Origin of the sequence: Spirillospora sp. NPDC048824 (genome assembly GCF_043198455.1) — a bacterium.
Classification (GTDB): domain Bacteria; phylum Actinomycetota; class Actinomycetes; order Streptosporangiales; family Streptosporangiaceae; genus Spirillospora.
The window spans coordinates 558,423-581,006 of record NZ_JBICUS010000001.1; the positions used below are offsets into that span (position 1 = coordinate 558,423).

A 22,584-nucleotide genomic window follows, 5' to 3' on the forward strand; every position below is an offset into this window, starting at 1 on the left:
ACCGGCTCAACGGGAGGCGGCCGCGCGGCCGGATCGGGTCACCGGGCGTATCGCGTAGGTGGCCAGGGACGGTTCCAGGAGGTCGAACGCCTGGCGGGCGGACTCTGCCACGGCCGCCGCGATGGTGTCGTTGTCCTCGCCTTCCAGCGTCCGGTGGAGGATCTCCTGGAAGAGGACGCGGAGAACGCCGCCCAGTTGCGCGGCCACCACGCGGGGGAGGACGTCGCCCGGCCGGGCGCCGGTCTCCTCGGCGAGGACGGCGGCCAGGGCGGCCTCACGCTCCTCGTGGAACTCCCGCAGCCGCGCCACGAGCGCGGGGCTGTCGGTGATCATGCGGGCGAACTCGGCGCCGGAGAAGCCGGCCACGGGGTCGTGCCGGTCGACCGCGTCGAGGAGACCCCGGCGCAGCGCGGCGAGCGCCGAGTCGCCGGGGGCGCGTTCGGCGACGGTCCGGGCCGGCCCTGAGACGAAGATCTCATGGAGGTCGAGCGCCAGGTCCTCCTTGCGCGGGAAGTAGTTGGTGACCGTCATCTTGGCCACCTGCGCCGCCGCGGCGACGTCGGCGATCGTGACCCGGTCGAAGCCGTTGCGCAGGAAGAGGCGTGTCGCCTGGTGCGAGATGTTCTCCCGCGTCTGCTGCTTCTTCATCTCCCGCAGTCCCATGCGGCCATCCTCTCAAGGCTCGACCTAAATTTATAGTTGACACAAAAGTAGGTCGGATCTAAGTTTATGTCGCAAGGCTGCCGGGTACCGAGATCGCGTGACCCGTTCCCTCCCGGCCGGACGAGCAACCGGACGAGCAAAGGACACCGCCCTGAACGCCAGCCACGCGAAGAGCGCATCCCCCCGCGCCACCGTGAACCTCGTCGACCCGATGAAGGACTACCTCTCCCGCATCGGGCGCACCGCGCTGCTCACCGCCGAGCAGGAGGTCGAACTGGCCAAGCGCATCGAGGCCGGCCTGTTCGCCCGCGAGCGCCTCGAAACACTCGGTGACGAGCTCAGCCTCCAGGACCGCAGGGACCTGGAGTGGATCGCCGCCGACGGAATCCGAGCCAAGACGCACATGGTGGAGGCGAACCTCCGCCTCGTCGTCTCGCTCGCCAAGCGCTACATGGGCCACGGCCTGGCGCTCAACGACCTCGTCCAGGAGGGCAACCTCGGGCTCATCCGCGCCGTCGAGAAGTTCGAGTACCGCCGCGGCCTGAAGTTCTCCACCTACGCCGTCTGGTGGATCAAGCAGGCGATCAGCCGCGCGCTGGCCGATCAGAGCCGCACCATCCGCATCCCCGTGCACGTCGTCGAGGTGCTCAACCGGATGACGCGGGTCAGGCGGCGGATGCTGCAGGAGTTCGGCCGCGAGCCGACGTCGCGGGAACTGGCCGTCGAACTGGACGTCACCGCGGAGAAGGTCGAATGGCTGCGGCGGCAGGCCCGCGAGCCGCTGTCCCTGCACACCCCCCTCGGCGAGGACGGCGACGGCGAACTCGGCGACGTCATCGAGGACCCGGACGGCGGCGACCCCGCCGACGTCGTCGCGTCCTCGATGCTGCGCGGACGCCTCGACGCGGTGCTGGAGACGCTCACCGAACGGGAGGCGGGCGTGATCTCGCTGCGGTTCGGCCTGTCCGGCGGCGAGCCCAAGACCCTCGAAGAGGTCGGCAAGGTCTACGGGGTAACGCGCGAGCGCATCCGGCAGATCGAGTCGAAGGGGATGCACAAGCTGCGTCACCCGTCCCGCCGGGAGACCCTCGCCGACCTGCTCGGCTGACCCGCGGGCCGCTCGTCCCGCCGCGAGAACGAGACGGAGCTCATCTCGCGGTGGGATGACATCGCGGACGATCTGCGAGCAGACTCTCTCCTGACGAGTCGGACGGCGGGAGAGCAGAGGGCGATGACGAGGCGTTTCGGACGGCGGTGCGGCTCACGGGCACCGGTCCGGCGCGGGGCGCCGCCGCGGGCGCGTCAGATCAGGTCGGACGGGTCGGTGTTGGCGCCGCACAGGACGACCACGACGCGTTCGCCGGGGGACGGGCGGTAGGCGCCGGAGCGGAGGGCGGCGACGGCGGCGGCGGTCCCGTGCTCCACGGCCAGGCGGTACTCGTCCCAGACGAACCGGCGGGCCTCGACGATCGCCTCCTCGGTGACCAGGACGGGGAGCACGCCGGTGCGGGACGCGACCGTGAACGCGATCTCGCCGAGCCGGCTGGCGCCGAGGGAGTCGGCGGCGACACCGGAGACGTCCACGTCGACCGGGCGGCCCGCGTGGAGGGCGCGTTCGAGGGTCGGGATCCGCTCGGGTTCGACGCCGACGACGCGGGCGCGGCCGTCGAGGGCGGCGGCGACGCCCGCCATCAGCCCCCCGCCGCCGACCGCGAGCAGGACGGTGTCGGCCTCGCCGCCGGTCTGGTCCAGGATCTCCAGGCCGAGCGTGCCCTGGCCCGCGCACACGTCGGGCAGGTCGTAGGCGTGGCAGACCAGCGCCCCGGTGTCGGCGGCGTGCTTGGTGGCGGCGTCCTGCGCCTCCGCGTACCGGGTGCCGACCTGGGTGACGGCGGCGCCGAGCGCGCGGAGCCGGGCGACCTTCACCGCGGGCGCGGTCTCGGGGACGAACACCTCGGCGGGGACGCCCGCCCGCGACGCCGCGTACGCGAACGCGAGACCCGCGTTGCCTCCGGAGGCGGCGACGATCCCGATGTCCGGCAGCCGTCCCGAGTCCCGCGCGGCCAGGACGTGGTTGAACGCGCCGCGCGCCTTGAACGACCCGGTGTGCTGGGTCAGTTCGAGCTTCAGCCACATCCGTGCCGCGGGCGCGAGCGGGGCGGGGTCGACCGCGAGCAGCGGCGTCCGCCGGACATGGTCCTCGACGCGCACCGCGGCGGCGGCGACGTCCGAATGAACGATCACTGGGATTCCTCTCCGTCTCCGGCCCCCATCAGTACCAAACCACGAGTGGTGCCTGTCACGGGAGGGGGCGGGTCTAACGGGGGACGCCGCCCAGGGATGCGGCGCGATCCAGCAGGATCTTGCGTTCGGGCTCGTTGCGGGTGAGTTCCGCGGCGCGCTCGAACTGCGCGCGGGCCTCGTCCGGCCGCCCGAGCCGGGCGAGCAGGTCGCCGCGGACGCTCGGCAGCAGGTGGTAGCCGCGCAGCGACGGCTCGTCCACCAGCGCGTCGGCGAGTTCGAGGCCCCGCTCCGGCCCGTGCGCCATGCCGACGGCCACCGCGCGGTTGAGTTCCACAATGGGGGACGGGGCGACGCCCGCGAGGATCTCGTACAGGGACGCGATCCGCACCCAGTCGGTGTCCTCGGCGGCGGGCGCCTGCGCGTGGCACGCGGCGATCGCGGCCTGCAGGACGTAGGGGCCGGGCGGCTCGCCGATCTCCTTGGCGCGGAGCAGGGCGGCGAAGCCGCGGTGGATGAGGAGGCGGTCCCAGCGGCCGCGGTCCTGGTCGAGGAGCGGGACGGGTTCGCCGGACGGGCCCGTGCGGGCCCGGATGCGGGACGCCTGGATCTCCATCAGCGCGACCAGGCCGTGCACCTCGGGTTCGCCGGGCGCGAGGCCGGCGAGGACCCGGCCGAGGCGCAGCGCCTCCTGGCACAGGTCCGTCCGCACCCAGTCGTCGCCGGCGGTCGCCGTGTACCCCTCGTTGAAGATCAGGTAGACGACCTCCAGGACGGACGACAGCCGGGCGGCGCGGTCGGGGCCCTCGGGCACCTCGAACGGCACGCCCGCGTCCGACAGCGTCCGCTTCGCCCGGACGATCCGCTGCGCGACCGTCGGCTCGGATGTGAGGAACGCCCGCGCGATCTCGTCGGTGGTCAGGCCGCCGAGCATGCGCAGCGTCAGCGCGACCCTGGCCTGCGTGGACAGGACGGGATGGCAGGCGGTGAACACGAGGCGCAGGACGTCGTCCTCGATGTGCTCGTCGTCGGGGACGTCGATCTCCGGCGGCGCCTGCGTCTCCTGGTCGCGGCCGATCTCCTCCAGTTTGTGTTCGAGCCGCTGCCGGCGGCGGATCCGGTCGATGGCGCGGCGCTTGCCGACGGCCATGAGCCAGGCGCCCGGGTTGTCCGGGACGCCCGACTCGGGCCACTGTTCGAGCGCGGCGACCAGTGCGTCCTGCGCGAGTTCCTCGGCGAGCCCGATGTCGTGCACCATCCGGGCGAGACCGGCGATGATGCGGGCGGCCTCCAGCCGCCACACCGCGTCGATGCTCGCGTGCACGCCGGATCGGCGCACGTCGGAACCGTTCGAGGCAGTCACGCTGCCGATGAGAGCACCCGCACCGGCCGCCGCGCAAGCTCAGCCCGCCGGGCGGCTCACGCGCCGGGCATCGGGTCCTCGGGGCCGAAGACCTGCTTGATGACGCCCGCGCCGTCCCCGACGATCTGCCAGAAGCGCCTGGACATCTCGATCGCCTCCTCCCGGGTGCGCACCTCGATCAGCGCGAAGCCGACGACGGCCTCCTTCGCCTCGGCGAACGGGCCGTCGGTGACGGTGACCTTGCCGCCGGACGAGGTGATGCGGGTGCCGCCCGGCTCCAGGCCGCCGGTGGCCAGCAGCACACCGGACTTGGACATCTCCTCGATGAACTTGCCCATCTCGATCTGCAGCGCCTCGTCCGGCGGGCCCTGGTCCGCGCCGGTGTCCGTCGTCATCATCAGGAACCGCATCGCTGTCTCCTCTGTCTCACCCGGGCCGGTCTCTCCGGCCCTTCACTGACGCGTCGAAGAAGGGGTGACCGGATCGACATTCCCTCCCGACTTCTTCGGAAGATTTTCCAGAACCCGTATCGTGCCAGGTCACCGTCGTGCCAAGGGAGCATGCTCGACACATCCCCGCAGATCACCGCGAAACCACACATTCCGCTTCGGTGGGCAAGTTGACCACTTACGAGTAACTTTGTCCCGTGGAAAGGTTCTTGCGCGTCCGAGGAGGCGACCGTGGGTGATTCGGCGGGCGGCGCTGTGCCGTCCGAGCCCCAGATCCCCGACCACGACGAGGCGCGCTCGATCGTCGCGCGCCTGCTCGACGCGCTGCCTCCCGGCAGCCACCTCGCGGTCGCCGACGGCACGGACGTCGTCACCGGCGAGGCGTTCCGTACCGCGATCGGGATGTGGAACGAGGCGAGCGAGACCCCCTACCACCTGCGCACGCCCGAACTGATCGCCGGGTACTTCGAGGGCCTGGAGATCCTGGAGCCGGGCGTCGTGCCGGTGTCGCGGTGGCGGGTCGAGCCGGGCCCGTTCGGCGAGCCGGACGACGTGGACGAGTTCTGCGCCGTCGGGCGCAAGGCATGAGCGCGGGCGAACCCCCGGACGAACCGGCCCCGGTCGTCCCCGCGCAGCGGGACCGGGCGGCGGGCCCCACGGTGCTGCGGATGCTGGTCGGGGCGCAGCTGCGCCGGTTCCGTGAGGCGGCCGGGATCTCCACCGAGGACGCCGGGTACGAGATCCGCGCGTCCCACTCCAAGATCAGCCGGATGGAGCTGGGCCGCGTCGGCTTCAAGGAACGCGACGTCACCGACCTGCTGACCCACTACGGCGTGACCGACCCGGGGCTTCGCGAGCCGCTGCTGGAACTGGCCGATGACGCGAACGTCCCCGGCTGGTGGCAGGAGTACGGCGACGTGGTGCCGTCCTGGTTCGAGCCCTATCTGGGGCTGGAGCAGGGCGCCGTGGTCATCCGCGTGTACGAGGTCCAGGACGTCCCGGAGCTGCTGCAGACCGCCGACTACGCCCGTTCGCTGCTCACCGCCCGGTACCCGGAAGCGCCGGGGGACGAGATCGAGCGGCGGGTCGAGCTGCGGATGCAGCGCCGCCGCGTGTTCGAGCGTCCCGATCCGCTGAAGCTGTGGGCGGTCCTCGACGAGGCGGCGCTGCGCCGCGCGGTCGGCGGCGCCGAGACGATGCGCGAGCAGATCCGCCATCTGATCGAGATGGCGGCGCGCCCGAACGTCACCGTCCAGGTCCTGCCGTTCGCCGCCGGCGGCCACGCGGCCGAGGGCGGCCCGATGACGCTGCTGCGGTTCGCCGAACCCGAACTGCCCGACGTGGTCTACCTGGAGCAGCTCACCGGCGCGCTGTACCCGGACCGGCCGTCCGACCTCATCCGCTACCGGGACGTGCTGAACCGGCTCGGCGTCCAGGCGGAGCCGCCGACCCGCACGCTCGCCCTCCTGCGGAGCATCCTCGACCGGCTCGGCCCGCTCGGCTGAAGCACGGGCGGCTCGGTCGAAGCACGGGCGGCCGTCGAAGCGCGGGCGAGGCCCCGGCACCATGGCCGGGGCCCTGCCCGCTTCGGCATGCTCGCGTCCTGCCGTCCGCCGGCCTATTTCGCGGTGGGACGGTAGGTCGCGATGATGACGCCGGTGCTGAACGTCTCGGTGCCCGCCAGCTCGAACGACGCCGAGAAGTCCTTGGGCGCGAGCAGCTCGCTCAGGTCGGCGGGGCCGACGATCACCGGGTGGATCCACAGCCGCAGCTCGTCCAGCAGCCCGTTCTCCACGAGCGTCCGCGACACGGCGCCGAAGCCGTACTGCAGGATGTCCTGGCCGTCCTGCTCCTTCAGCTTCCTGATCTCGGCGACGGCGTCCGACCGCCGGATCGCCGTGGTGTCGCCCCAACCCGGCTTCTGCAGGGAGTCGGAGACGACGTAGTGGGGCAGGCTGTTCATCCGGACGCCGAAGTCGCCGGTCGCCTCCTCCATGGCGGGCCACGCCTGCGAGAAGCCGTCGAACGTCGTGCGGCCCATCAGCAGGGCGTCGCAGGAGAACAGCAGCTCGCGGGCGTAGGCGGCGGCCTCGTCCTGGAAGTAGGCCGAGGTCCAGTTCTGCGGGTTCTCGATGACGCCGTCGAGCGAGACGTACGTCGAGTTGATGATCTTGCGCATGGTTTCCTCCGTCGGTCCGATCCTGTGCTTTCCGGCTTGCTGGAACCACTGTGCGGCAGATCGTTTACGGGATTCTTACGGTCGATTTCCGGGTGGCGCCGTCACCCGCCCGCATTAGGGTCGGTGTGTGCGTTTCGGGGTGCTGGGGGCGCTCGCCGTGTGGACCGACGACGGCGGGCTCGTCGCGGTGCCCGGGCTGAAGGTCCGGGCGCTGCTGGCGGACCTGCTGGTGCACGAGGGCCGCCCGGTGCCCGCCGACCGGCTGATCGACGACCTGTGGGGCGAGGATCTGCCGGGGAACCCGATGGGCGCGCTGTCGGCGAAGGTGTCGCAGCTGCGGCGCGTGCTGGAGGACGCGGAGCCGGGCGCGCGGGCGCTGGTGGAGTCGCGTCCGGCCGGCTACCTGCTGGGGGCCGGCGACGAGCGGGTCGACGCCCGGCGCTTCCGGCGGCTGGTGGACGACGCCCGCCAGGCCGCGGAGCCGAAGGAGCGGTCGGTGCTGCTCGCCGGGGCGCTGGACCTGTGGCGCGGACCGGCGTTCGCCGACTTCGCGGACGAGCCGTTCGCGCGGCCGGCGATCGCGCGGCTGGAGGAGCTGCGGCTGACCGCGCTGGAGGAGCACGCCGAGGTGCGGCTCGACCTGGGGGAGCACGGGGTCCTGGCGGGGGAGCTCGGTGACGCGGTCGCCGCGCATCCGCTGCGTGAGCGGCTGCGGGCCGCGCACATGCGGGCGCTGTACCGGGCGGGCCGGCAGAACGAGGCGCTGGAGAGCTACGAGGGCCACCGGACGCTGCTGGCCGGCGAGCTGGGCCTCGATCCCGGGTCCGGGCTCGCCGATCTCCAGCGGGCGATCCTGCGGCAGGACCCCGACCTTGACGTGCCCGCCGCGCCGCCGTCCCCGGCGCCGTCCGCGCGGCGGTCGAACCTGCCCGTCCCCCCGACGGAGCTGATCGGGCGGGACGACGCCGTCCGGGAGATCCGCGCGAGGATCGGCACCGACCGGCTCGTCACCCTCACCGGGCACGGCGGGGTCGGCAAGACGCGGCTGGCGGTGGAGACGGCGGCCGGTCTCGTGGACCGGTTCGGCGACGGCGTGTGGATGGCGGAGCTGGCGGGGTTCGAGCGGGCCGGCGTCCCCGACCTGGCGGTGGTCGTGACGGGGATCCTCGACATCCGAGACGCGCCCGGCGCCCCGGAGACGGCGCTCGACCGGCTCGCGGCGGCGCTCGGCGCACGCCGGCTGCTGCTCGTGCTGGACAACTGCGAGCACGTGATCGAGCAGGCGGCGGAGCTGGTGGAGCGGCTGCTGCGCGGGGTGCCGGGGATCCGGGTGCTGGCCACGAGCCGCGAGCCGCTCGGGCTGCCCGGCGAGGTGGTGTGGGCCGTCCCCCCGCTGGACGTGCCCGGCCGCGACGACGATCCCGCGGGGTCGAGCGCGGTCCGGCTGTTCGCGGCGCGGGCGCAGGCGGCGTCCCGGGGTTTCCGCCTGGACGCGCAGACGGCCGGGCCGGCCGGGGAGGTCTGCCGCCGCCTGGACGGGATTCCCCTCGCCCTGGAACTGGCCGCGACCAAGGTCCGGACGCTCGGCGTGGAGGGCCTGGTCGACCGGCTCGACGACCGGTTCCGGCTGCTGTCGTCCGGCCACCGGGGCGCCCCGGCCCGGCAGCGGACCCTCACCGCGATGATCGACTGGAGCTGGGATCTGCTGACCGGGCCGGAGCGGGCCGTCCTGCGGCGCCTGTCGGTGCACGCCGACGGCTGCGCGGTGGAGTCGGCCGAGGCCGTGTGCGCGGGGGCGGACGTCCCCGAGCCGGAGGTCCTGGACCTGCTGGTCCGGCTGGTCGACCGTTCGCTGGTCGTCATGACGGAACGTCCGGGGGAGGGGCCCCGGTACCGGCTGCTGGAATCGGTCGCCGCCTACGCCGCCGAACGGCTGGCCGAGGCGGGAGAGGACCGGGAGACGCGCACCCGGCACAGCCGCCACTACGTCGAGCTGGCCGAACGCGCGGAACGCCACCTGTACGGGCCCGAGCAGGCGCGCTGGCTGCGCAGGCTCGACACCGAGTCGGCGAATCTCCGTGTCGCGCTCGACGCCGCCACCGGCGAGGACGCGTTGCGGCTGGCCAACGCGCTCGCCTGGTACTGGTTCCTGCGCGGCAGGCTGACCGAGGCGCTGCGCTCCCTGGACGCCGCGCTCGCCCATGACGGTCCACCCGCCGTCCGCGCGCGGACGCTGACGTGGCGGGCCGGCATGTCCGTCCTCAAGGGCACCCGCGGAGACTGGCCCGTGCTGCGGGACGAGGCGCTCCGCCTCGTGGCGGAGGCGGGGGACGAGCACCTGGGCGCCTGGGCGCGGTGGTTCCTGATGTTCGCCCAGTTCGAGGTCGAGGACGTCGGGGCGGGCGCGGCGCCCCTGGAGGAGGCGCTGACCTCGTTCCAGGCGTCCGGCGACCGCTGGGGCGAGGCGGCCGCGCTGATCCTGCGGGCCAAGCACGCCCACGCCCACGGCGACCCGGCCGCACTGGAACGCGACGCCGAGCGGGCCGCCGCCCTGTTCGCCGAGGTCGGCGACCGCTGGGGCCGGCTCCAGGCGGTGGAGTGGCTCGGCGGTCTGGCCGAGCTGACCGCCGACTACGACCGCGCCGAGCGGCTCCAGCACGACGGGCAGCGGATGGCCGAGGAACTGCGCCTGTGGCCGGACGTGGCGGTGCGGATGGCGTGGCGGGGCTGGGTCGCCCACCTGCGGCGCGACTACGCGTCCGCCCGGCGGCTGTTCGGCCGCGCGCACCGGGTGGCCGTGGAGCAGGGGTTCGCGCAGGCCGTGGCGTTCGCCGACCTCGGCCTCGGTCTGGTGGCGCGTCGCGAAGGACGCCTCGACGACGCGGAGGACCGGCTGCGGCGCATGCTGGCGGCCTCCTCCCCGGAGGAGTTCCCGCCGCTCTACCTGCCGCTCGTCCTGACCGGGCTCGGGTATGCGGCGGAGGCGCGCGGCGACGCGGTGAAGGCCCTCGCCTACCAGCGGGACGCGCTGGCCGTCGCGATCCGGCTGGAGGCGCCGCGCGACCTGGCGTTCTCGCTGGAGGGGCTGGCGGGCGCGTTCGGCCTGGCCGGACGCCGCCGGGACGCGGCGGAGACGCTCGGGAAGGCGGCCGCCATCCGCGAGGAGGCGGGGCTGCCGCCCGGCCCGGCCGAGCAGGACGACATCGACCGCGCCACCGGGCGGATCGGTGACGCGGGGGACGCCTTCGACGCCGGGGCCGCCCTCGACCCGGAGGAGATTCTGCGGCGCGCGGAGGGCGCCCCGCCGGAAGGCGTCTCGATCTGGCGCGCCGCCGCCAAGTGATTTGTCGCGGATTGCGAGATTGTCGCGATTTGTCAAAGAATCATTGCGACCCCTTGTGACACGCACCGCACACAGATGATCATCAGCGCCATGGGGCGGCGGGGGTTCATCATCGGGCGGATGGCCGGCGACCGGACGCTGGTGCTGGCCGCCGGCGCGACCGCGCTGTTCGCCACCACCGTCCTCGCGGCCCTGGCCGGCTACACCGGGCCGGTGACCCGCGAAGGGGTGCGGCGCACCCTCGCCGAGGCGACGTTCGAGACGGCCGGGACGACGATCGGCACGCACGTCCGCCCCGGTGGGCTCGGTGACGTGCGGGACCAGGTCGGCCGCGCGCTCGGCAGGATCTACGGAGACGTGCCGCTGTCGGTCTCCATGAGCGCGCGCAGCGACTCGTACACGATGCCGGGGCAGGAGGACGGCGACCATCCCGAGCTGACCGCGTTCGCGACCCACACCGGGATCGAGAAGCACGCGCGCCTCACCGAAGGACGCTGGCCCGGCGCCGCCCCGGGTCCCGCCCCGGGTTCCGGTGAGGTGGAGGCGGTCCTGCCGCGTGCCGCGGCCGGCGCCATGCACGTCGGCGTGGACGACGCCTTCACCCTGACGGGACGCGTCGACAAGGAGTCGGTCGTGAAAGTCCGGGTCGTCGGGCTGTTCGACGTTCCGGACCCCGCGCACTACTTCTGGCAGGGCGACCGGCTCATCACGACCGGCGTCCAACGCCTCGACTACACGACGTACGGGCCGCTCGTGGTGCGTCCCGAGGTGTTCGCGGAACGCTTCACCGGCACCGGCTCCGACGTCCGCTTCACCGTCATGCCCGACCTGCGCGACGTGGGCACCGGCGACCTCGGGCCGCTCGCCGACCGGGTGGCCGCCGGCGAGGAGACATTCCGGAAGGCCGGAGACGGGACGCAGTTCGCCGTCGTGACGAAGCTGCCGGACCTGGCCGGGCAGCTGCGCGACGCCGTCCAGGTCGCCCGCTCCACCATGCTCATCCCGGTGATCCAGCTCGTCCTGCTGGCCGGGTGCGCGTGGCTGCTGGTCGCCCGGCTGCTGGCCGACCACCGGCGCGGCGAGGTCGCGCTGCTGCGGACCCGCGGCATGGGAATGCGGCAGCTCGCCGCCGCCGGCCTCGCCGAGGGGCTGCTGATCGTCCTGCCCGCCGCGCTGCTCGGCCCGCTGCTGGCCGGGCCCCTGCTGCGGCTCGCCGGGTTCGCCCCGGCGGTGCGCGCGTCGGGGCTGCGGCTGGACTCGGGGCCGTCCGCGTCGCTGTGGACCGTCTCGGTGCTGACGGCACTGGCCTGCGCGGTCGTGCTGACCGTCCCGACCCTGCGCGGCGCGAACCGCACGTTCGTGGAGGCGCAGGCCGGCATCGGCCGCCCGGCGCGGGGCGGCGCGCTCGGATCGGGCGTCGACCTGGCGCTGCTCCTCGTCGCCGGCCTTGCGATCTGGCAGCTCACCCGGTACGGGGTGGACGGCGCGGGCGGCGGTCCGGGCGGCGGTCCCGGCGGTGTGGACCCGTTCATCGTGTCCGGCCCGGCGCTGGCGCTGCTCGCCGGCGGGGTACTGCTGCTCCGGGCGGTGCCGCTGCTGTCGCGCGCCGCCGAACGGGTCGCGACACGGGGGCGGGGGCTGGCGCCCGTCCTCGGCACCCGGCAGGTCGGGCGCCGGCGCCTGCGCTACACCGGGCCGGTGCTGCTGCTGGTCATGGCGATGGCGGTCGGGATCCTCTCGGTGACGACGATGGCGACCTGGCGCCGATCCCACATCGACCAGGCCGACTTCCAGAGCGGCGCCGACCTGCGGCTCGTCCCCTCCGCGCGCGACGGAGGCCCGGCGCCGCTCGGGCAGGGCGGGCGGTTCGCCGCACTGCCCGGCGTCACGGCCGCGACACCGGTGCTGCGCGCGGACGCCGACCTCGGCACGCGGCCGTCGGTCGTGCTCGGCGCGGACGCGGAGGCGCTCGGCCCGCTGCTGCGCGTCCAGCCGGACCTGCGGCGGGAATTGCGGCTGGACGAGCTGGCCCGGCTGCGTCCTCCCGCGCCGGTCCTGACCGTCCCGGGACGGCCGGAGCGGCTGCTGTTCGACCTGCGGCTCAGCCGCGCCGGACCGGCGCCGGGTGACCTGCGGCCACCGGACGGCCCGGCCTACAAGATCGCCGTGACGGTCGTGGACGGGCAGGGGCTGGCCCGCAGGGTGACCCTTCCCGGCCTCGCCCCCGACGGCGCCGAGCACACCCTCGCACTGGACGACCTTGCCGGGCCGGGCGGCGCGCTGTCCTACCCGCTGGCGGTACGGAGCGTCCACTACTCCTACGACGACAACCCCATCGCGGGGCCGCTCGAACTGGAGATCCTGCGGGTGCGGGGCGATGGCACCGGGGAGGCGGCCCGCCCGGCCGGTTCCCGATGGGACGCGTTCGCCTTCCCGCCGGACCCGACGGCGCGGACCGCACCGACCATGAAGGACGCCGAGGGCACGCTCGGGAGGCTTTCCATCCCCGCGCCCAAGCTGGAGGACATCGGGTGGGGCACGAGCAGTGCCCCGCTCGGGGAGGTCGACGCGGTGCTCGGGACGTCCACGCCGCCGTCCCACGGCGTCCGGAACACCGAGCTCCTGCCGGCCGTGCCGGGCGTCATCACCGGCGAGACGGCACGCCTGGCCAAGACCGGCGTGGGCGGCACCGTCACGCTGAGCACCGTCGACGGCGACCAGCCCGTCAAGGTCGTGGGAGTGGCGCCCGCACTGCCGAGCGTGCCTCCCGGCACGCCGGGCGTCCTGGTGGACCTGCCGACGCTCACCCAGACCCGGCTCGCCGTCGGCGGGTCGAACACCGGAAGCATCGCGCCCGGGGAGTGGTGGGCCTCGGTGCGGGCCGGCCGCACCGCCCCCGCCGTCCGCGCCCTCAACGGCCACCCCGCCTGGGGCGAGGTCGCCGGGGACCGCGTCGCGCTGCGCTCGCGGATGCGGGACGCGCCGCTCGGCGCCGCGCTCCAGGGGGCGCTGGTCCTGGGATTCGGCGCGGCGCTCGCGTTCGCCGTCATCGCGTTCGTGGTGAACGCGGCGGTGACGGCCGGCGAGCGGTCCCGCGAGTTCGCGGTGCTGCGGGCGCTCGGCGTCCATCCCCGGCAGGTCGCCGGGATGCTCGCGATCGAGCAGGCGTACCTGGTCGTGCTCGGCCTGCTGGGCGGGACGGTCCTCGGGCTGGTCGTGGCGCGGCTGGTGGTCCCGCACGTGGTGCTGAACGTGCAGGCCGCACAGCCGTACCCGCCCGCCGGACTCGTCGTCCGGTGGCCCGTGGTGCTCGGCATGCTCGCCGGGGTGGCGGTGGTGCTCGGCCTTGTGCTGGCGCCGGTGATCCGGGTGCTGCGCCGCCGGGACCTCGGCGCCGGCCTGCGTGCGGGGGAGGAGCGATGAGGGGTCCGGTCGTGCGGCTGGCCCGCGCGCAGTGGGCGCCGCTCGTGGCGCTGGCCGTGCTGACGGCGGTGTCCGCGCTGCTCGCCGTCGTCCTGCCGGCCAGGGTCGCCGCCGGGTACGACCGCGCCGCCGCCGCCGCGGTGGGCACCGGCGCGGACGTGCGCGTGGAGGGCACTTCCGGAGGCGACACGGCGGCGCGGCTGATCCCCAACATGGCGGCGATGACGGCCGGCTCCCTCGCCTGGCAGGATCTGCTTCCGGCGTCCCTGCGCGGCGTCGCCGGCGAACCGGAGCCGTCCGTCACCTCCGGCCGCATGTCGATCGCGGGGGACGCGCCGGCTCCGCGGCTGCTCTACCTCAGCTGGGCCGAGGGCACCGTCGAGCGCATCCGCCTCGTCGCCGGCGGCCCGCCGGTCAACCGGCCGTCCGGCACGGGCGGCGAGGACACCGAGATCCAGGTCATCGTCGCCAGGAAGTACGCCGACGCGATGGGCTACAAGCCCGGCGACCGGCTCTCCCTCGGCGAGAGGGACGTGCCCCGGCCTGTGCGGGTCCGGATCTCCGGCCTGTACGAACCGGTCAACGCCGCCGATCCGTACTGGCGGGCGCGCCCCAGCATGCTGCGGGCGACGAAGGCGTCGGTCGGCGACGGCGTCCAGGCCGATCTGGGCACCGCCCTGATGGACGTCGGCGGCTACACGATGCTCACCCGCGACCCGGACCGGCGGCTCACCTACAGCTGGCGCTTCCCGATCCGCCGCGACGCCGTCGACTCCGCCGCCGTCACCGCCATGGCGGCCGACCTGGACGCCTACCGGTCCGCGGTGCAGGGCCGCCCCGGCCTGTTCTCCTGCCAGGTGGTGACCGTCCTGGACGGGCGGCTGCGGGGATACTCGGACCGGCTCCACACCGCCCGGTCCGTTCTCGGGCTGGCGCTCGGCGGGCTCGCCGCCGTCGCCGCCGGGGTGCTGCTGCTGGCCGCCGGGCTGCTCGGCGACCGGCTCAGGCCCGTCCTCGGGACGATGCGGGCACGCGGCGCCGCGCTGCGGCAGCTCGCCGCCCCCGCCTGCGGGCTGACCGCGCTCGCCGTCGTCCCGTCCGCCGGGCTCGGCCATGCGGCGGGACGGCTGCTGGACGCGGGGCCGCCGCAGACGGCATCGGTGTACGCGACCGCCGTGCCGGTCGCCGCGGTCCTGGCCTTGTCCGCCGCGATGCTCGCGCGGGAACGCGGCGGCGGCCTCGAATCGACGGCGGACCGGCGGGACGACGTCGCCGCGGCACGGCCGTCCCGGCGGCGGCTCGTCCTCGACCTCCTCCTGGTGGCCCTCGCCGTGATCGGCGCCGTGCTGCTGCGCCGCCGCGGCGGGTCCGCCGGGACCGACCCGCTGATCGCCGCCGTGCCGGTGCTGCTCGGCGCGGCGCTCGGCGTGCTCGTCCTGCGCGGCTACCCGTACCTGCTGCGCGCCGCCGGGCCGTCCCTGCGCCGGCGTCGCGGGGCCGTCGCGTTCCTCGGCCTCGCCCGCGCCGCCCGGCAGAACCTCATCGGGACGCTGCCGCTGGTCGTCCTGCTGATCGCCACAGCCGTCGCGGGTTTCGCCGCGACCGTCGACACCGGGCTGCGGGACGGGCAGGAACGCGCGTCCTGGTCCGAGGTGGGCGCCGACGCCTTCATCGAAGCCGGGCCGCTGGACGCCCCCGCGCTCGACCGCATCCGCGCGGTGCGCGGTGTGACCGGGGCGGTCCCGGTGCGGGTCGTCACGACCGTGACGTCCCAGGCGAACCCGGCGCCGATGACCGTGGTCGGCGTGGACCTGGACGCCTACCGCGAGCTCGCCCCCGATGTGCCCGGCATTCCGGACTCGTCCGGGGTGTGGGTCTCCGCGTCCGCCTCCCGCCTTCTCGGTTCGGGGGCCGTGACACTGAGCCGCCCCGGCCTCGCACCGCTGCGCGTCACGCCGTCCGGCCGGATCGAACGCTTCCCCGGGCTGGACGCCGGCTCCGCGTTCGTCGTCGTCCCGTACAAGCTGCTCGCCGACGCGGAGGGCTTCCCGTCCGAGGTCTTCGTCGCCGGGCACGACCCGGACGCCGAAGCCCTGCGCGCCGCCGCCCCCGGCCGCGACATCCGGATGCGGGAGGACGTGCTGGACGGCATGACCGGCAAGCCGCTGGTGTCCGTCGTCCACGGCACGTTCCGGGACGGCGCGCTCATCGGCGGCGCCTACGGACTCCTCGCCGTGCTGCTCGTCCTCGTCGTCGGCGCCCGCGCCCGGGGCCGCACCGTCGCCCGCCTCCGCGCCCTTGGACTGAGCCGGCGGCAGAGCCGCGGCCTCGCGCTCGTCGAGATCGCGCCCGTGCTCCTCTGCGCGGTCGGGGCCGGATGGGCGCTCGGCCTCCTGCTGCCCGAGATCACCGGCCCCGTCGTCGACCTGCGCCCCTACACCGGGGGCTTCGCCGCCACGGCCCACGTCCCCGGCGTCCCGGCGCTGCTCGGCCTCGCCGCGGCCCTGCTGCTCGCCGCCGCCGCTGCCGTCGCCGTCGACCGCGCCTTCGACACCCGCCCCGGAACCGCCCTGAGAACGGGGGAATAATGACCGACGCACCCGACCTCGCCGAACTGGAACGCCGCGCCGCCGAACGCGGCCCCGTCTACGGCGAGGGCGCCCACATCGTCTGCGACAACCTCGTGCGCATCTACAAGACCGACGGTGTCGAGGTCGTCGCCCTCCAGGGCCTCGACCTGCTCGTCGACCCCGGCGAGCTGGTCGCCATCGTCGGCGCGTCCGGTTCGGGCAAGTCGACGCTGCTGAACATCCTGTCCGGCCTGGACGTGCCCACCGCCGGCGTCGCCCGCGTCGCCGGCTCCGACCTGCTCACGATGGCGTCCAAGGAACGGCTGACGTTCCGGCGCGAGCAGGTCGGGTTCATCTGGCAGCAGACGTCCCGCAACCTCCTCCCGTACCTGACCGCCGCGCAGAACGTCGAACTGCCGATGCGGTTCGCCGGACGCTCCCGCCGCGCACGCGCCACCCGCGCCGCCGAACTGCTCGGCATGCTCGGCGTCGGCGACTGCGCGGGCCGCCGTCCCGACGAGCTGTCCGGCGGTCAGCAGCAGCGCATCGCGATCGCCGTCGCCGTCGCCAACGAACCCCGCGTCGTCCTCGCCGACGAACCCACCGGCGAACTCGACACCACCACGGCCTCCGAGGTCTTCGCCGCGCTCCGCCAGGTCAACGAGGAACTCGGCACCACCACCGTCGTCGTCACCCACGACGCGCAGATCTCCGAGCACGTCGACCGGACGGTCGGCATCCGCGACGGCCGCACCAGCAGCGAGGTCCGCCGCCGCTCCGGCGGCGACGGGGCCCGGACCGCCGAGGAGTACGCCGTCCTCGACCGCGCCGGCCGCGTCCAGCTCCCCGCGGCGTTCACCGAGGCCCTCGACATGCGCGACCGCGTGCGGCTCAACCTGGAGAACGACCACGTCGGCGTCTGGCCGGACCGGGAGGAGACCGCGTGACCGAGCCGATGGTCGCCGTCGAGGCGCTCACCCGCACCTACCGCACCGGCAGGGTCGAGGTCCCGGCCCTGCGCGGCGCGAGCTTCGAGGTCGCCCCCGGCGAACTCGTCGCCATCAAGGGCCGCTCCGGCTCGGGCAAGACGACCCTCCTCAACCTGATCGGCGGCCTGGACACCCCCGACGGCGGCGCCGTCCGCGTCAACGGCCGCGACGTCGGGACACTCCCCGAGAACGACCTCCTCGCCCTCCGCCGCGACGATATCGGCTTCGTCTTCCAGTCCCACGGCCTGATCCCCGTCCTGTCCGCCGCCGAGAACGTCGAGGTGCCGCTCCGCCTCGTCCGCACGGCCCCTGCCGAACGCGACGAGCGCGTCCGCGTCCTGCTCTCCCTGGTCGGCCTCGCCGACCACGCGGCCCAGCGCCCCTACGAACTCTCCGGCGGCCAGCGCCAGCGCGTGGCGATCGCCCGCGCCCTCGCCAACCGCCCCCGTCTGCTCCTCGCCGACGAGCCCACCGGCCAACTCGACTCCGAAACCGCCGCCACGATCATGCCCCTCCTCCGCGCGGTCGTCTCCGGCGAAGGCGTCACCGTCCTGGTCGCCACCCACGACCAGGCCCTCCTCACCGAAGCCGACCGAGTCCTCACCCTGGAGGACGGCGTCATCACCGAAACCCCCGTCCCAACCCCCGGCCGACGCCGGCCACCGGTCACTCGACAGGAATGACGTACGCCAACTCATAACGGTCGACCGGTACCACGATGTCCGCGGTCTCGACCGGCCGGTCCGCCGTGGCGTAGGTCCGTGTGATCACCATGACCACCGACCCGAGCGCCTCGCCGAGCCGGTCCGCCTCGGCCGCCAGGACCGGGCGGGCGGTGACGACTTCCTGTGCGGTCTCGATGTGCCGGCCGATCTCCCGCATCCGCGCGACGACCCCGGCGCCCGCGTGCGGGCCCTCCTCCGGGAACATCACCGGCGTGCCCTGTGTGATCTCCAGCGGCTCCCACGACGTGGACAGCATCACCGGCTCGTCGTCGGCGAGGAAGATGTACCGGCTCTCCATCACGGGGTCGCCCGCCGCGATGCCGAGCCGCTCCGCGACCGGTGGGCTCGCCGCGGCGGTCTGTGACGAGACCCGCCAGTCGCCGGCCCGGCCCTGACTGGCCATCTCCGTGCGGAACGGGGAACTGGTGCGGCCGCTCTCGCCGTACCAGGAACGGGCAAGACGCTTCAGCGTGGGCTTGCGCCTGACGTAGGTGCCCGATCCCGAGCGGGCCTCCAGGAAGCCTTCGGAGATCAGGAGCCGCACGGCCTGGATCGCGACCTGGTCGGAGACGTCGTACTGCTCGCGGAGCCGAGCGCGCGAGGGGACCTTGTCGCCTGCTGAGAGCCGCCCGCCGATGATCTGGCTCCGTAGATCATCGGCGATGCGCTGATAGGCGGGCTGGGGCACGGTGTCTCCGATTGCCGGGTGCCAATGTTCGGACACAGCTTGACAAGCTGTGCGCACCGCTTGCAAGCTGTGCGCACAGCTTTTCTGTGACAGTGCGATCACCGTCCGTAGGAGGTGCCATGAAGTGGAGCCAGACTTATCCCGGCCGCCCCTGCATGGTGCCAGCGGCCAGGGCCTTCGTCCGCGGAATGCTCGCCGACAGCCCTCGCGGGCGCGACGCCGAGCTCATCGCCTCCGAACTGGTCGGCAACTCCCTGCGGCACACAGCGTCCGGTGACGGCGGTGAGGTCACCGTCACCGTCGAGGTCGAGCCCGGTCACGCGCGCATCACCGTCCGCGACGCCGGGGCCGGCGATTGGCAGCCGCTCCCCGGCGTCCCGCCGGACGAGGACGACCACGGACGCGGCCTGCTGATCGTCTACCACACCGCCGACAAGATCGGCCACGACGTCACCGAGGACGGCCAGACCACGTGGGCGGAACTCACCTGGAGCGCCGAGTCGTGAGCCTGGGACCGCTGGAGGACACCGCGGTGATTGACGTGCGGCCGATCCGGGAGGACACAGCCCGAGCGCTCGCGCAGCGGCACGGCGTCATCGCGTGGTTCGGCCATCACACGCGGGAATGGTGGGCGCTTGTCGACGGCCGCCTGCTCGTCGGGGCCCGATGCCCGGAACAACTCGGCCGGGCCATCCTGGCGGCCAGGACGCGGAACTCAGCTGGGTCTCCCTAGAGCCGGGGTGGCGCCGCCGGTTGAGATGCCCCCCAATCCCGGCTGCGCCACCCCTTCCGCTTCGTCCCGTCCGGTGCCGGTTGCGGGGTGGGGTGGTGGGGAATGCGTCTTCCATGGCGACTGTGGTGTTGGTGGGGACGCTCGATACCAAGGGGGCCGAGTATGTGTGGCTTCGTGATCGGGTGCGGGAGCTGGGCTGCGATGTGGTGCTGGTCGACGTGGGGGTCGGGGCGTCCGATGTGGAGGCCGATGTAGGTGCCGAGCGGGTCGCGGAGGCCGGGGGCGCGTCGCTTGCGGCGTTGCGGGACGCGGGGGACCGGGGTGCGGCCGTCACGGCGATGGGTGAGGGCGCGGCGGCCGTGGTCGCCGGGCTGGAACGGGTGGACGCCGTGCTCGCCGTCGGCGGGAGCGGCGGGTCGTCGATCGCGGCGCGGGCCGTCCGGGATCTGCCGATCGGGCTGCCGAAGCTGATCGTGTCCACGATGGCGTCCGGGGACGTGACGCCGTACGTGGGCGCGAAGGACGTCACGATGATGTACAGCGTCGTCGACATCGCGGGCGTGAACCGGGTGTCGCGGCTGATCCTCGGGAACGCGGCGGCAGCGGCGGCCGGGATGGCGAAGGCCCACGAGGCCGCGCGGTCCGCGCCGGAGGTGGACGAGCGTCCTCTCGTCGCGGCCTCGATGTTCGGGGTGACGACGCCGGCGGTGGACGCGGCGCGGGAGCGGCTGGACGAGCTCGGCTACGAGGTCCTCGTGTTCCACGCGACCGGGGCCGGGGGCCAGGCCCTTGAGGGGCTTGTGGAGAGCGGGCTGCTGGCGGGGGTGCTCGATCTGACCACGACCGAGCTGGCGGACGACCTCGTCGGCGGTGTCCTGTCGGCCGGGCCCGAGCGGCTCACGGCGGCCGGACGGCATGGGGTTCCGCAGGTCGTGGCGCCGGGGGCGCTGGACATGGTCAACTTCGGGCCGCGTGAGACCGTCCCCGAGCGGTTCGAGGGCCGCAACCTCTACGTCCACAACCCGACCGTGACGCTGATGCGGACGACACGTGAGGAGATGGCGGAGCTGGGACGGCTGGTGGCGGCCAAACTGGCCGAGGCGACCGGGCCGACCGTCCTGTTCCTCCCGCTCGGGGGTGTGTCGGCGCTGGACGCGCCGGGGATGCCCTTCCACGACCCGGCCGCGGACGAGGCGTGCTTCGCGGCCATGGAGGGCGCGGTGGAGACCGAAAGGCTCGACGTGAACATCAACGACCCGTCGTTCGGCCGCGCGATGGCCGGCCGGCTGCACCAGATGATCTCGGGGGGAGCGGAATGAAGCGGGGGACCGTCCTGGAGCGGCTGCGGCGTGCCGTCGCGGAGGGCAAGCCCGTCATCGGCGCGGGTGCGGGCACCGGGCTGTCCGCCAAATGCGCGGAGGCCGGCGGTGTCGATCTGATCATCATCTACAACTCGGGGCGCTACCGGATGGCGGGACGCGGGTCGCTCGCCGGGCTGCTCCCGTACGGGGACGCGAACCAGATCGTGGTGGAGATGGCCTCCGAGGTGCTGCCCGTCGTGAAGGACACGGCCGTGCTGGCCGGGGTGTGCGGCACCGACCCGTTCCGGGTGATGCCGGTCTTCCTCGACCGGCTCAAGGCCATGGGGTTCGCGGGCGTCCAGAACTTCCCGACGGTCGGGTTGTACGACGGGGTGTTCCGGCAGAACATCGAAGAGACCGGCATGGGCTACGACCTGGAAGTCGAGATGGTACGGCTCGCGCACGAGCGCGACATGGTCACCGCCCCGTACGTGTTCGACGAGGACCAGGCGCGGGCGATGGCGGAGGCGGGCGCCGACGTCCTCGTCCCGCACGTCGGGCTCACCACCAAGGGCAGCATCGGCGCGGGCACCGCCCTGACGCTGGACGAGGCGGTCGAGCGGGTGCAGGCCATGCGGGACGCCGCCTTCGCCGTCCGCCCGGACGTCCTCGTCCTCTGCCACGGCGGCCCGATCGCCGAACCGGACGACGCCGCCTACGTGCTCTCGCGGACCGAGGGCGTCGTGGGCTTCTTCGGGGCCTCCTCGGTCGAGCGGCTGCCGACCGAGCGGGCCATCACTCAGCAGGTGGCCGCCTTCAAGAATCTGGAGATCTGATGCTGGTGAACCCCGGAGACGTCACGACGATGACCTTCGACTGGGGGTCGATCAAATGGTTCGTCACGCCGTCGTCGGTGCCCGGTGCGAGCAGCACGCTGGGCGAGGTGATCGTCAACCCCGGTCAGGGGCACGCGCGGCACAACCATCCGAACGCCGAGGAGGTCATCTACGTGATCTCCGGTGAGGCGACGCAGATGGTGGACGACGGCAGGCCCTTCGCGATCCGCGAGGGCGACGCCGTCCATATTCCCAAGGGCGTCTGGCATTCCACGCACAACACGACGTGGCGACCGCTGCGGCTGATCGTCACGTACACGCCGGGCGGGGAGGAGAAGGCGCTGGAGGGCGCACCCGACTTCTGCCTGCACGAGGCCGGCGCGGTACCGGAGTGGCGCCAGGCTTAGGCGCGTGACCAGGCGTCCAGGCCCTCTTCGGTGAGCAGGACGTTGAACGCGGCGTCGGCGGCCCGGGCCCCCGGGTCGGACGCCGCCGACGCGATGATCTCCCCGGCCGCCGTGCGCGGGTCGGCGGGCGCGGGGCGGCCGAGCGCGCGGGACATTCGCCGTGTTCGTCGCTCCCGTCCTGCTGCTGACCCTCCTCGCCCGCTGCGGATGGCGGCTGAGGACGGCACCGGCGTCGTGACCGCCGGCCATTCCCGAACGTGCCGCGGCCATGCGACCGGCCGGAATGTCAGCTCACCTTGCCCCGGACGTAAACCCAGTCGCCGTCATGCCTGACGAACCGGCTGACCTCGTGCAATTCCCCAGGCGCCGAACCCTCCAGGTAATGGGCGCGGAACTCGACCGTCCCCTTGCCGTCCCCGGGCCCGCCGCCTTCCTCCCGGACGATTTCCAGCCGCGTCCACCGCGTCATGGCGTCGAAACCGACCCGTTCAGGCCGCGTCGCGGGATGCCAGCTCTTCAGCAGATACGCCTCGTCCCGCTCCGCGAAAGCGCTGAACCGCGACCGCATCAACTCCGCGGCCGTCTCCGCCCGCGCCTCACCCCGATGCAGCCGTCCGCAACAATCCCGATACCGGGAGCCGGCACCGCAAGGACACTTCTTCGCCACAGCCCCA

Annotated in this window: 19 protein-coding genes and 1 pseudogene; 12 read left to right on the forward strand and 8 right to left on the reverse strand. The window is 73.8% G+C overall.

What is annotated here, in order from left to right:
• Positions 1 to 6: 6 nt before the first annotated feature.
• Positions 7 to 663: a TetR/AcrR family transcriptional regulator gene (locus ACGFIS_RS02495; RefSeq protein ID WP_392910421.1), complete on the reverse strand. Its 657-nt coding sequence runs from the start codon at positions 661 to 663 to the stop codon at positions 7 to 9.
• A 166-nt stretch (positions 664 to 829) separates the two neighbouring features.
• On the opposite strand from ACGFIS_RS02495, the pseudogene ACGFIS_RS02500 reads away from it, so the two are divergent.
• Positions 830 to 1,771: pseudogene (locus ACGFIS_RS02500) on the forward strand (RNA polymerase sigma factor); the annotation flags it as partial.
• A 194-nt stretch (positions 1,772 to 1,965) separates the two neighbouring features.
• Here the strand turns inward: ACGFIS_RS02500 and ACGFIS_RS02505 are convergent.
• The 3 genes from ACGFIS_RS02505 to ACGFIS_RS02515 all read right to left on the reverse strand — a co-directional run bounded on the left by ACGFIS_RS02505 (position 1,966) and on the right by ACGFIS_RS02515 (position 4,677).
• Positions 1,966 to 2,907, reverse strand: coding sequence for a threonine/serine dehydratase (locus ACGFIS_RS02505; RefSeq protein WP_392969141.1), 942 nt, complete (start codon positions 2,905 to 2,907; stop codon positions 1,966 to 1,968).
• A gap of 73 nt (positions 2,908 to 2,980) precedes the next feature.
• On the reverse strand, positions 2,981 to 4,162 hold the full coding sequence (locus ACGFIS_RS02510; RefSeq protein ID WP_392910688.1) for an RNA polymerase sigma factor: 1,182 nt from the start codon (positions 4,160 to 4,162) through the stop codon (positions 2,981 to 2,983).
• Between the two features lie 161 nt (positions 4,163 to 4,323).
• Complete coding sequence (locus ACGFIS_RS02515; RefSeq protein ID WP_392910416.1) at positions 4,324 to 4,677, reverse strand: YciI family protein; 354 nt, start codon at positions 4,675 to 4,677, stop codon at positions 4,324 to 4,326.
• 270 nt (positions 4,678 to 4,947) lie between these two features.
• Here ACGFIS_RS02515 and ACGFIS_RS02520 point away from each other — a divergent pair, with 270 nt between their 5' ends.
• Positions 4,948 to 5,304, forward strand: coding sequence for an SAM-dependent methyltransferase (locus tag ACGFIS_RS02520; RefSeq protein WP_392969144.1), 357 nt, complete (start codon positions 4,948 to 4,950; stop codon positions 5,302 to 5,304).
• Complete coding sequence (locus tag ACGFIS_RS02525) at positions 5,301 to 6,221, forward strand: helix-turn-helix domain-containing protein (protein WP_392910411.1); 921 nt, start codon at positions 5,301 to 5,303, stop codon at positions 6,219 to 6,221. Before ACGFIS_RS02520 ends, ACGFIS_RS02525 begins: the two co-directional genes overlap by 4 nt.
• A gap of 113 nt (positions 6,222 to 6,334) precedes the next feature.
• Here ACGFIS_RS02525 and ACGFIS_RS02530 read toward each other — a convergent pair whose 3' ends face one another.
• The gene (locus ACGFIS_RS02530) at positions 6,335 to 6,895 is read right to left on the reverse strand and encodes a dihydrofolate reductase family protein (protein WP_392910409.1); all 561 of its coding nucleotides are present in this window, start codon (positions 6,893 to 6,895) and stop codon (positions 6,335 to 6,337) included.
• 127 nt (positions 6,896 to 7,022) lie between these two features.
• Between ACGFIS_RS02530 and ACGFIS_RS02535 the strand changes: the two genes are divergently transcribed.
• The 5 genes from ACGFIS_RS02535 (at position 7,023) to ACGFIS_RS02555 (ending at position 17,903) form a co-directional block, all read left to right on the forward strand.
• A complete protein-coding gene (locus ACGFIS_RS02535; RefSeq protein WP_392910407.1) occupies positions 7,023 to 10,238 on the forward strand; it encodes a BTAD domain-containing putative transcriptional regulator in 3,216 nt (1,071 codons plus the stop codon).
• Positions 10,239 to 10,313: 75 nt separating this feature from the next.
• Entirely contained in the window at positions 10,314 to 13,661 is a 3,348-nt protein-coding gene (locus tag ACGFIS_RS02540) for an FtsX-like permease family protein (protein ID WP_392910405.1), read from the forward strand.
• On the forward strand, positions 13,658 to 16,249 hold the full coding sequence (locus ACGFIS_RS02545; protein WP_392910402.1) for an FtsX-like permease family protein: 2,592 nt from the start codon (positions 13,658 to 13,660) through the stop codon (positions 16,247 to 16,249). Before ACGFIS_RS02540 ends, ACGFIS_RS02545 begins: the two co-directional genes overlap by 4 nt.
• Positions 16,249 to 17,178, forward strand: coding sequence for an ABC transporter ATP-binding protein (locus ACGFIS_RS02550; RefSeq protein WP_392910400.1), 930 nt, complete (start codon positions 16,249 to 16,251; stop codon positions 17,176 to 17,178). The genes ACGFIS_RS02545 and ACGFIS_RS02550 overlap by 1 nt, the downstream gene beginning before the upstream one ends.
• Positions 17,175 to 17,903, forward strand: coding sequence for an ABC transporter ATP-binding protein (locus ACGFIS_RS02555; RefSeq protein WP_392910398.1), 729 nt, complete (start codon positions 17,175 to 17,177; stop codon positions 17,901 to 17,903). Before ACGFIS_RS02550 ends, ACGFIS_RS02555 begins: the two co-directional genes overlap by 4 nt.
• Here the strand turns inward: ACGFIS_RS02555 and ACGFIS_RS02560 are convergent.
• Positions 17,887 to 18,633, reverse strand: coding sequence for a GntR family transcriptional regulator (locus tag ACGFIS_RS02560; protein ID WP_392910395.1), 747 nt, complete (start codon positions 18,631 to 18,633; stop codon positions 17,887 to 17,889). The genes ACGFIS_RS02555 and ACGFIS_RS02560 overlap by 17 nt on opposite strands.
• A 119-nt stretch (positions 18,634 to 18,752) precedes the next feature.
• On the opposite strand from ACGFIS_RS02560, the gene ACGFIS_RS02565 reads away from it, so the two are divergent.
• The 4 genes from ACGFIS_RS02565 (at position 18,753) to ACGFIS_RS02580 (ending at position 21,910) form a co-directional block, all read left to right on the forward strand.
• On the forward strand, positions 18,753 to 19,139 hold the full coding sequence (locus tag ACGFIS_RS02565) for an ATP-binding protein (RefSeq protein WP_392910393.1): 387 nt from the start codon (positions 18,753 to 18,755) through the stop codon (positions 19,137 to 19,139).
• A 340-nt stretch (positions 19,140 to 19,479) separates the two neighbouring features.
• Positions 19,480 to 20,685: a Tm-1-like ATP-binding domain-containing protein gene (locus ACGFIS_RS02570; protein ID WP_392910391.1), complete on the forward strand. Its 1,206-nt coding sequence runs from the start codon at positions 19,480 to 19,482 to the stop codon at positions 20,683 to 20,685.
• Positions 20,682 to 21,503 (forward strand): phosphoenolpyruvate hydrolase family protein, encoded by an 822-nt coding sequence (locus ACGFIS_RS02575; protein WP_392910389.1) that lies wholly within the window; start codon positions 20,682 to 20,684, stop codon positions 21,501 to 21,503. Before ACGFIS_RS02570 ends, ACGFIS_RS02575 begins: the two co-directional genes overlap by 4 nt.
• Complete coding sequence (locus ACGFIS_RS02580) at positions 21,503 to 21,910, forward strand: cupin domain-containing protein (protein WP_392910387.1); 408 nt, start codon at positions 21,503 to 21,505, stop codon at positions 21,908 to 21,910. Before ACGFIS_RS02575 ends, ACGFIS_RS02580 begins: the two co-directional genes overlap by 1 nt.
• On the opposite strand, the gene ACGFIS_RS02585 is transcribed toward ACGFIS_RS02580, so the two are convergent.
• Positions 21,907 to 22,065 (reverse strand): hypothetical protein, encoded by a 159-nt coding sequence (locus tag ACGFIS_RS02585; RefSeq protein ID WP_392910385.1) that lies wholly within the window; start codon positions 22,063 to 22,065, stop codon positions 21,907 to 21,909. The genes ACGFIS_RS02580 and ACGFIS_RS02585 overlap by 4 nt on opposite strands.
• A gap of 131 nt (positions 22,066 to 22,196) precedes the next feature.
• Positions 22,197 to 22,577, reverse strand: coding sequence for a YchJ family protein (locus ACGFIS_RS02590; protein WP_392910383.1), 381 nt, complete (start codon positions 22,575 to 22,577; stop codon positions 22,197 to 22,199).
• Positions 22,578 to 22,584: the final 7 nt, after the last annotated feature.

Coding starts and splice junctions, on each gene's coding strand:
- ACGFIS_RS02550 (WP_392910400.1), top strand. CDS start 16,249: ATGACCGACGCACCCGACCTCGCCGAACTGGAACGCCGCGCCGCCGAA.
- ACGFIS_RS02570 (WP_392910391.1), top strand. CDS start 19,480: ATGGCGACTGTGGTGTTGGTGGGGACGCTCGATACCAAGGGGGCCGAG.
- ACGFIS_RS02580 (WP_392910387.1), top strand. CDS start 21,503: ATGCTGGTGAACCCCGGAGACGTCACGACGATGACCTTCGACTGGGGG.
- ACGFIS_RS02545 (WP_392910402.1), top strand. CDS start 13,658: ATGAGGGGTCCGGTCGTGCGGCTGGCCCGCGCGCAGTGGGCGCCGCTC.
- ACGFIS_RS02575 (WP_392910389.1), top strand. CDS start 20,682: ATGAAGCGGGGGACCGTCCTGGAGCGGCTGCGGCGTGCCGTCGCGGAG.
- ACGFIS_RS02565 (WP_392910393.1), top strand. CDS start 18,753: ATGAAGTGGAGCCAGACTTATCCCGGCCGCCCCTGCATGGTGCCAGCG.
- ACGFIS_RS02585 (WP_392910385.1), bottom strand. CDS start 22,065: ATGTCCCGCGCGCTCGGCCGCCCCGCGCCCGCCGACCCGCGCACGGCG.
- ACGFIS_RS02510 (WP_392910688.1), bottom strand. CDS start 4,162: ATGGTGCACGACATCGGGCTCGCCGAGGAACTCGCGCAGGACGCACTG.
- ACGFIS_RS02540 (WP_392910405.1), top strand. CDS start 10,314: ATGATCATCAGCGCCATGGGGCGGCGGGGGTTCATCATCGGGCGGATG.
- ACGFIS_RS02530 (WP_392910409.1), bottom strand. CDS start 6,895: ATGCGCAAGATCATCAACTCGACGTACGTCTCGCTCGACGGCGTCATC.
- ACGFIS_RS02495 (WP_392910421.1), bottom strand. CDS start 663: ATGGGACTGCGGGAGATGAAGAAGCAGCAGACGCGGGAGAACATCTCG.
- ACGFIS_RS02525 (WP_392910411.1), top strand. CDS start 5,301: ATGAGCGCGGGCGAACCCCCGGACGAACCGGCCCCGGTCGTCCCCGCG.
- ACGFIS_RS02515 (WP_392910416.1), bottom strand. CDS start 4,677: ATGCGGTTCCTGATGATGACGACGGACACCGGCGCGGACCAGGGCCCG.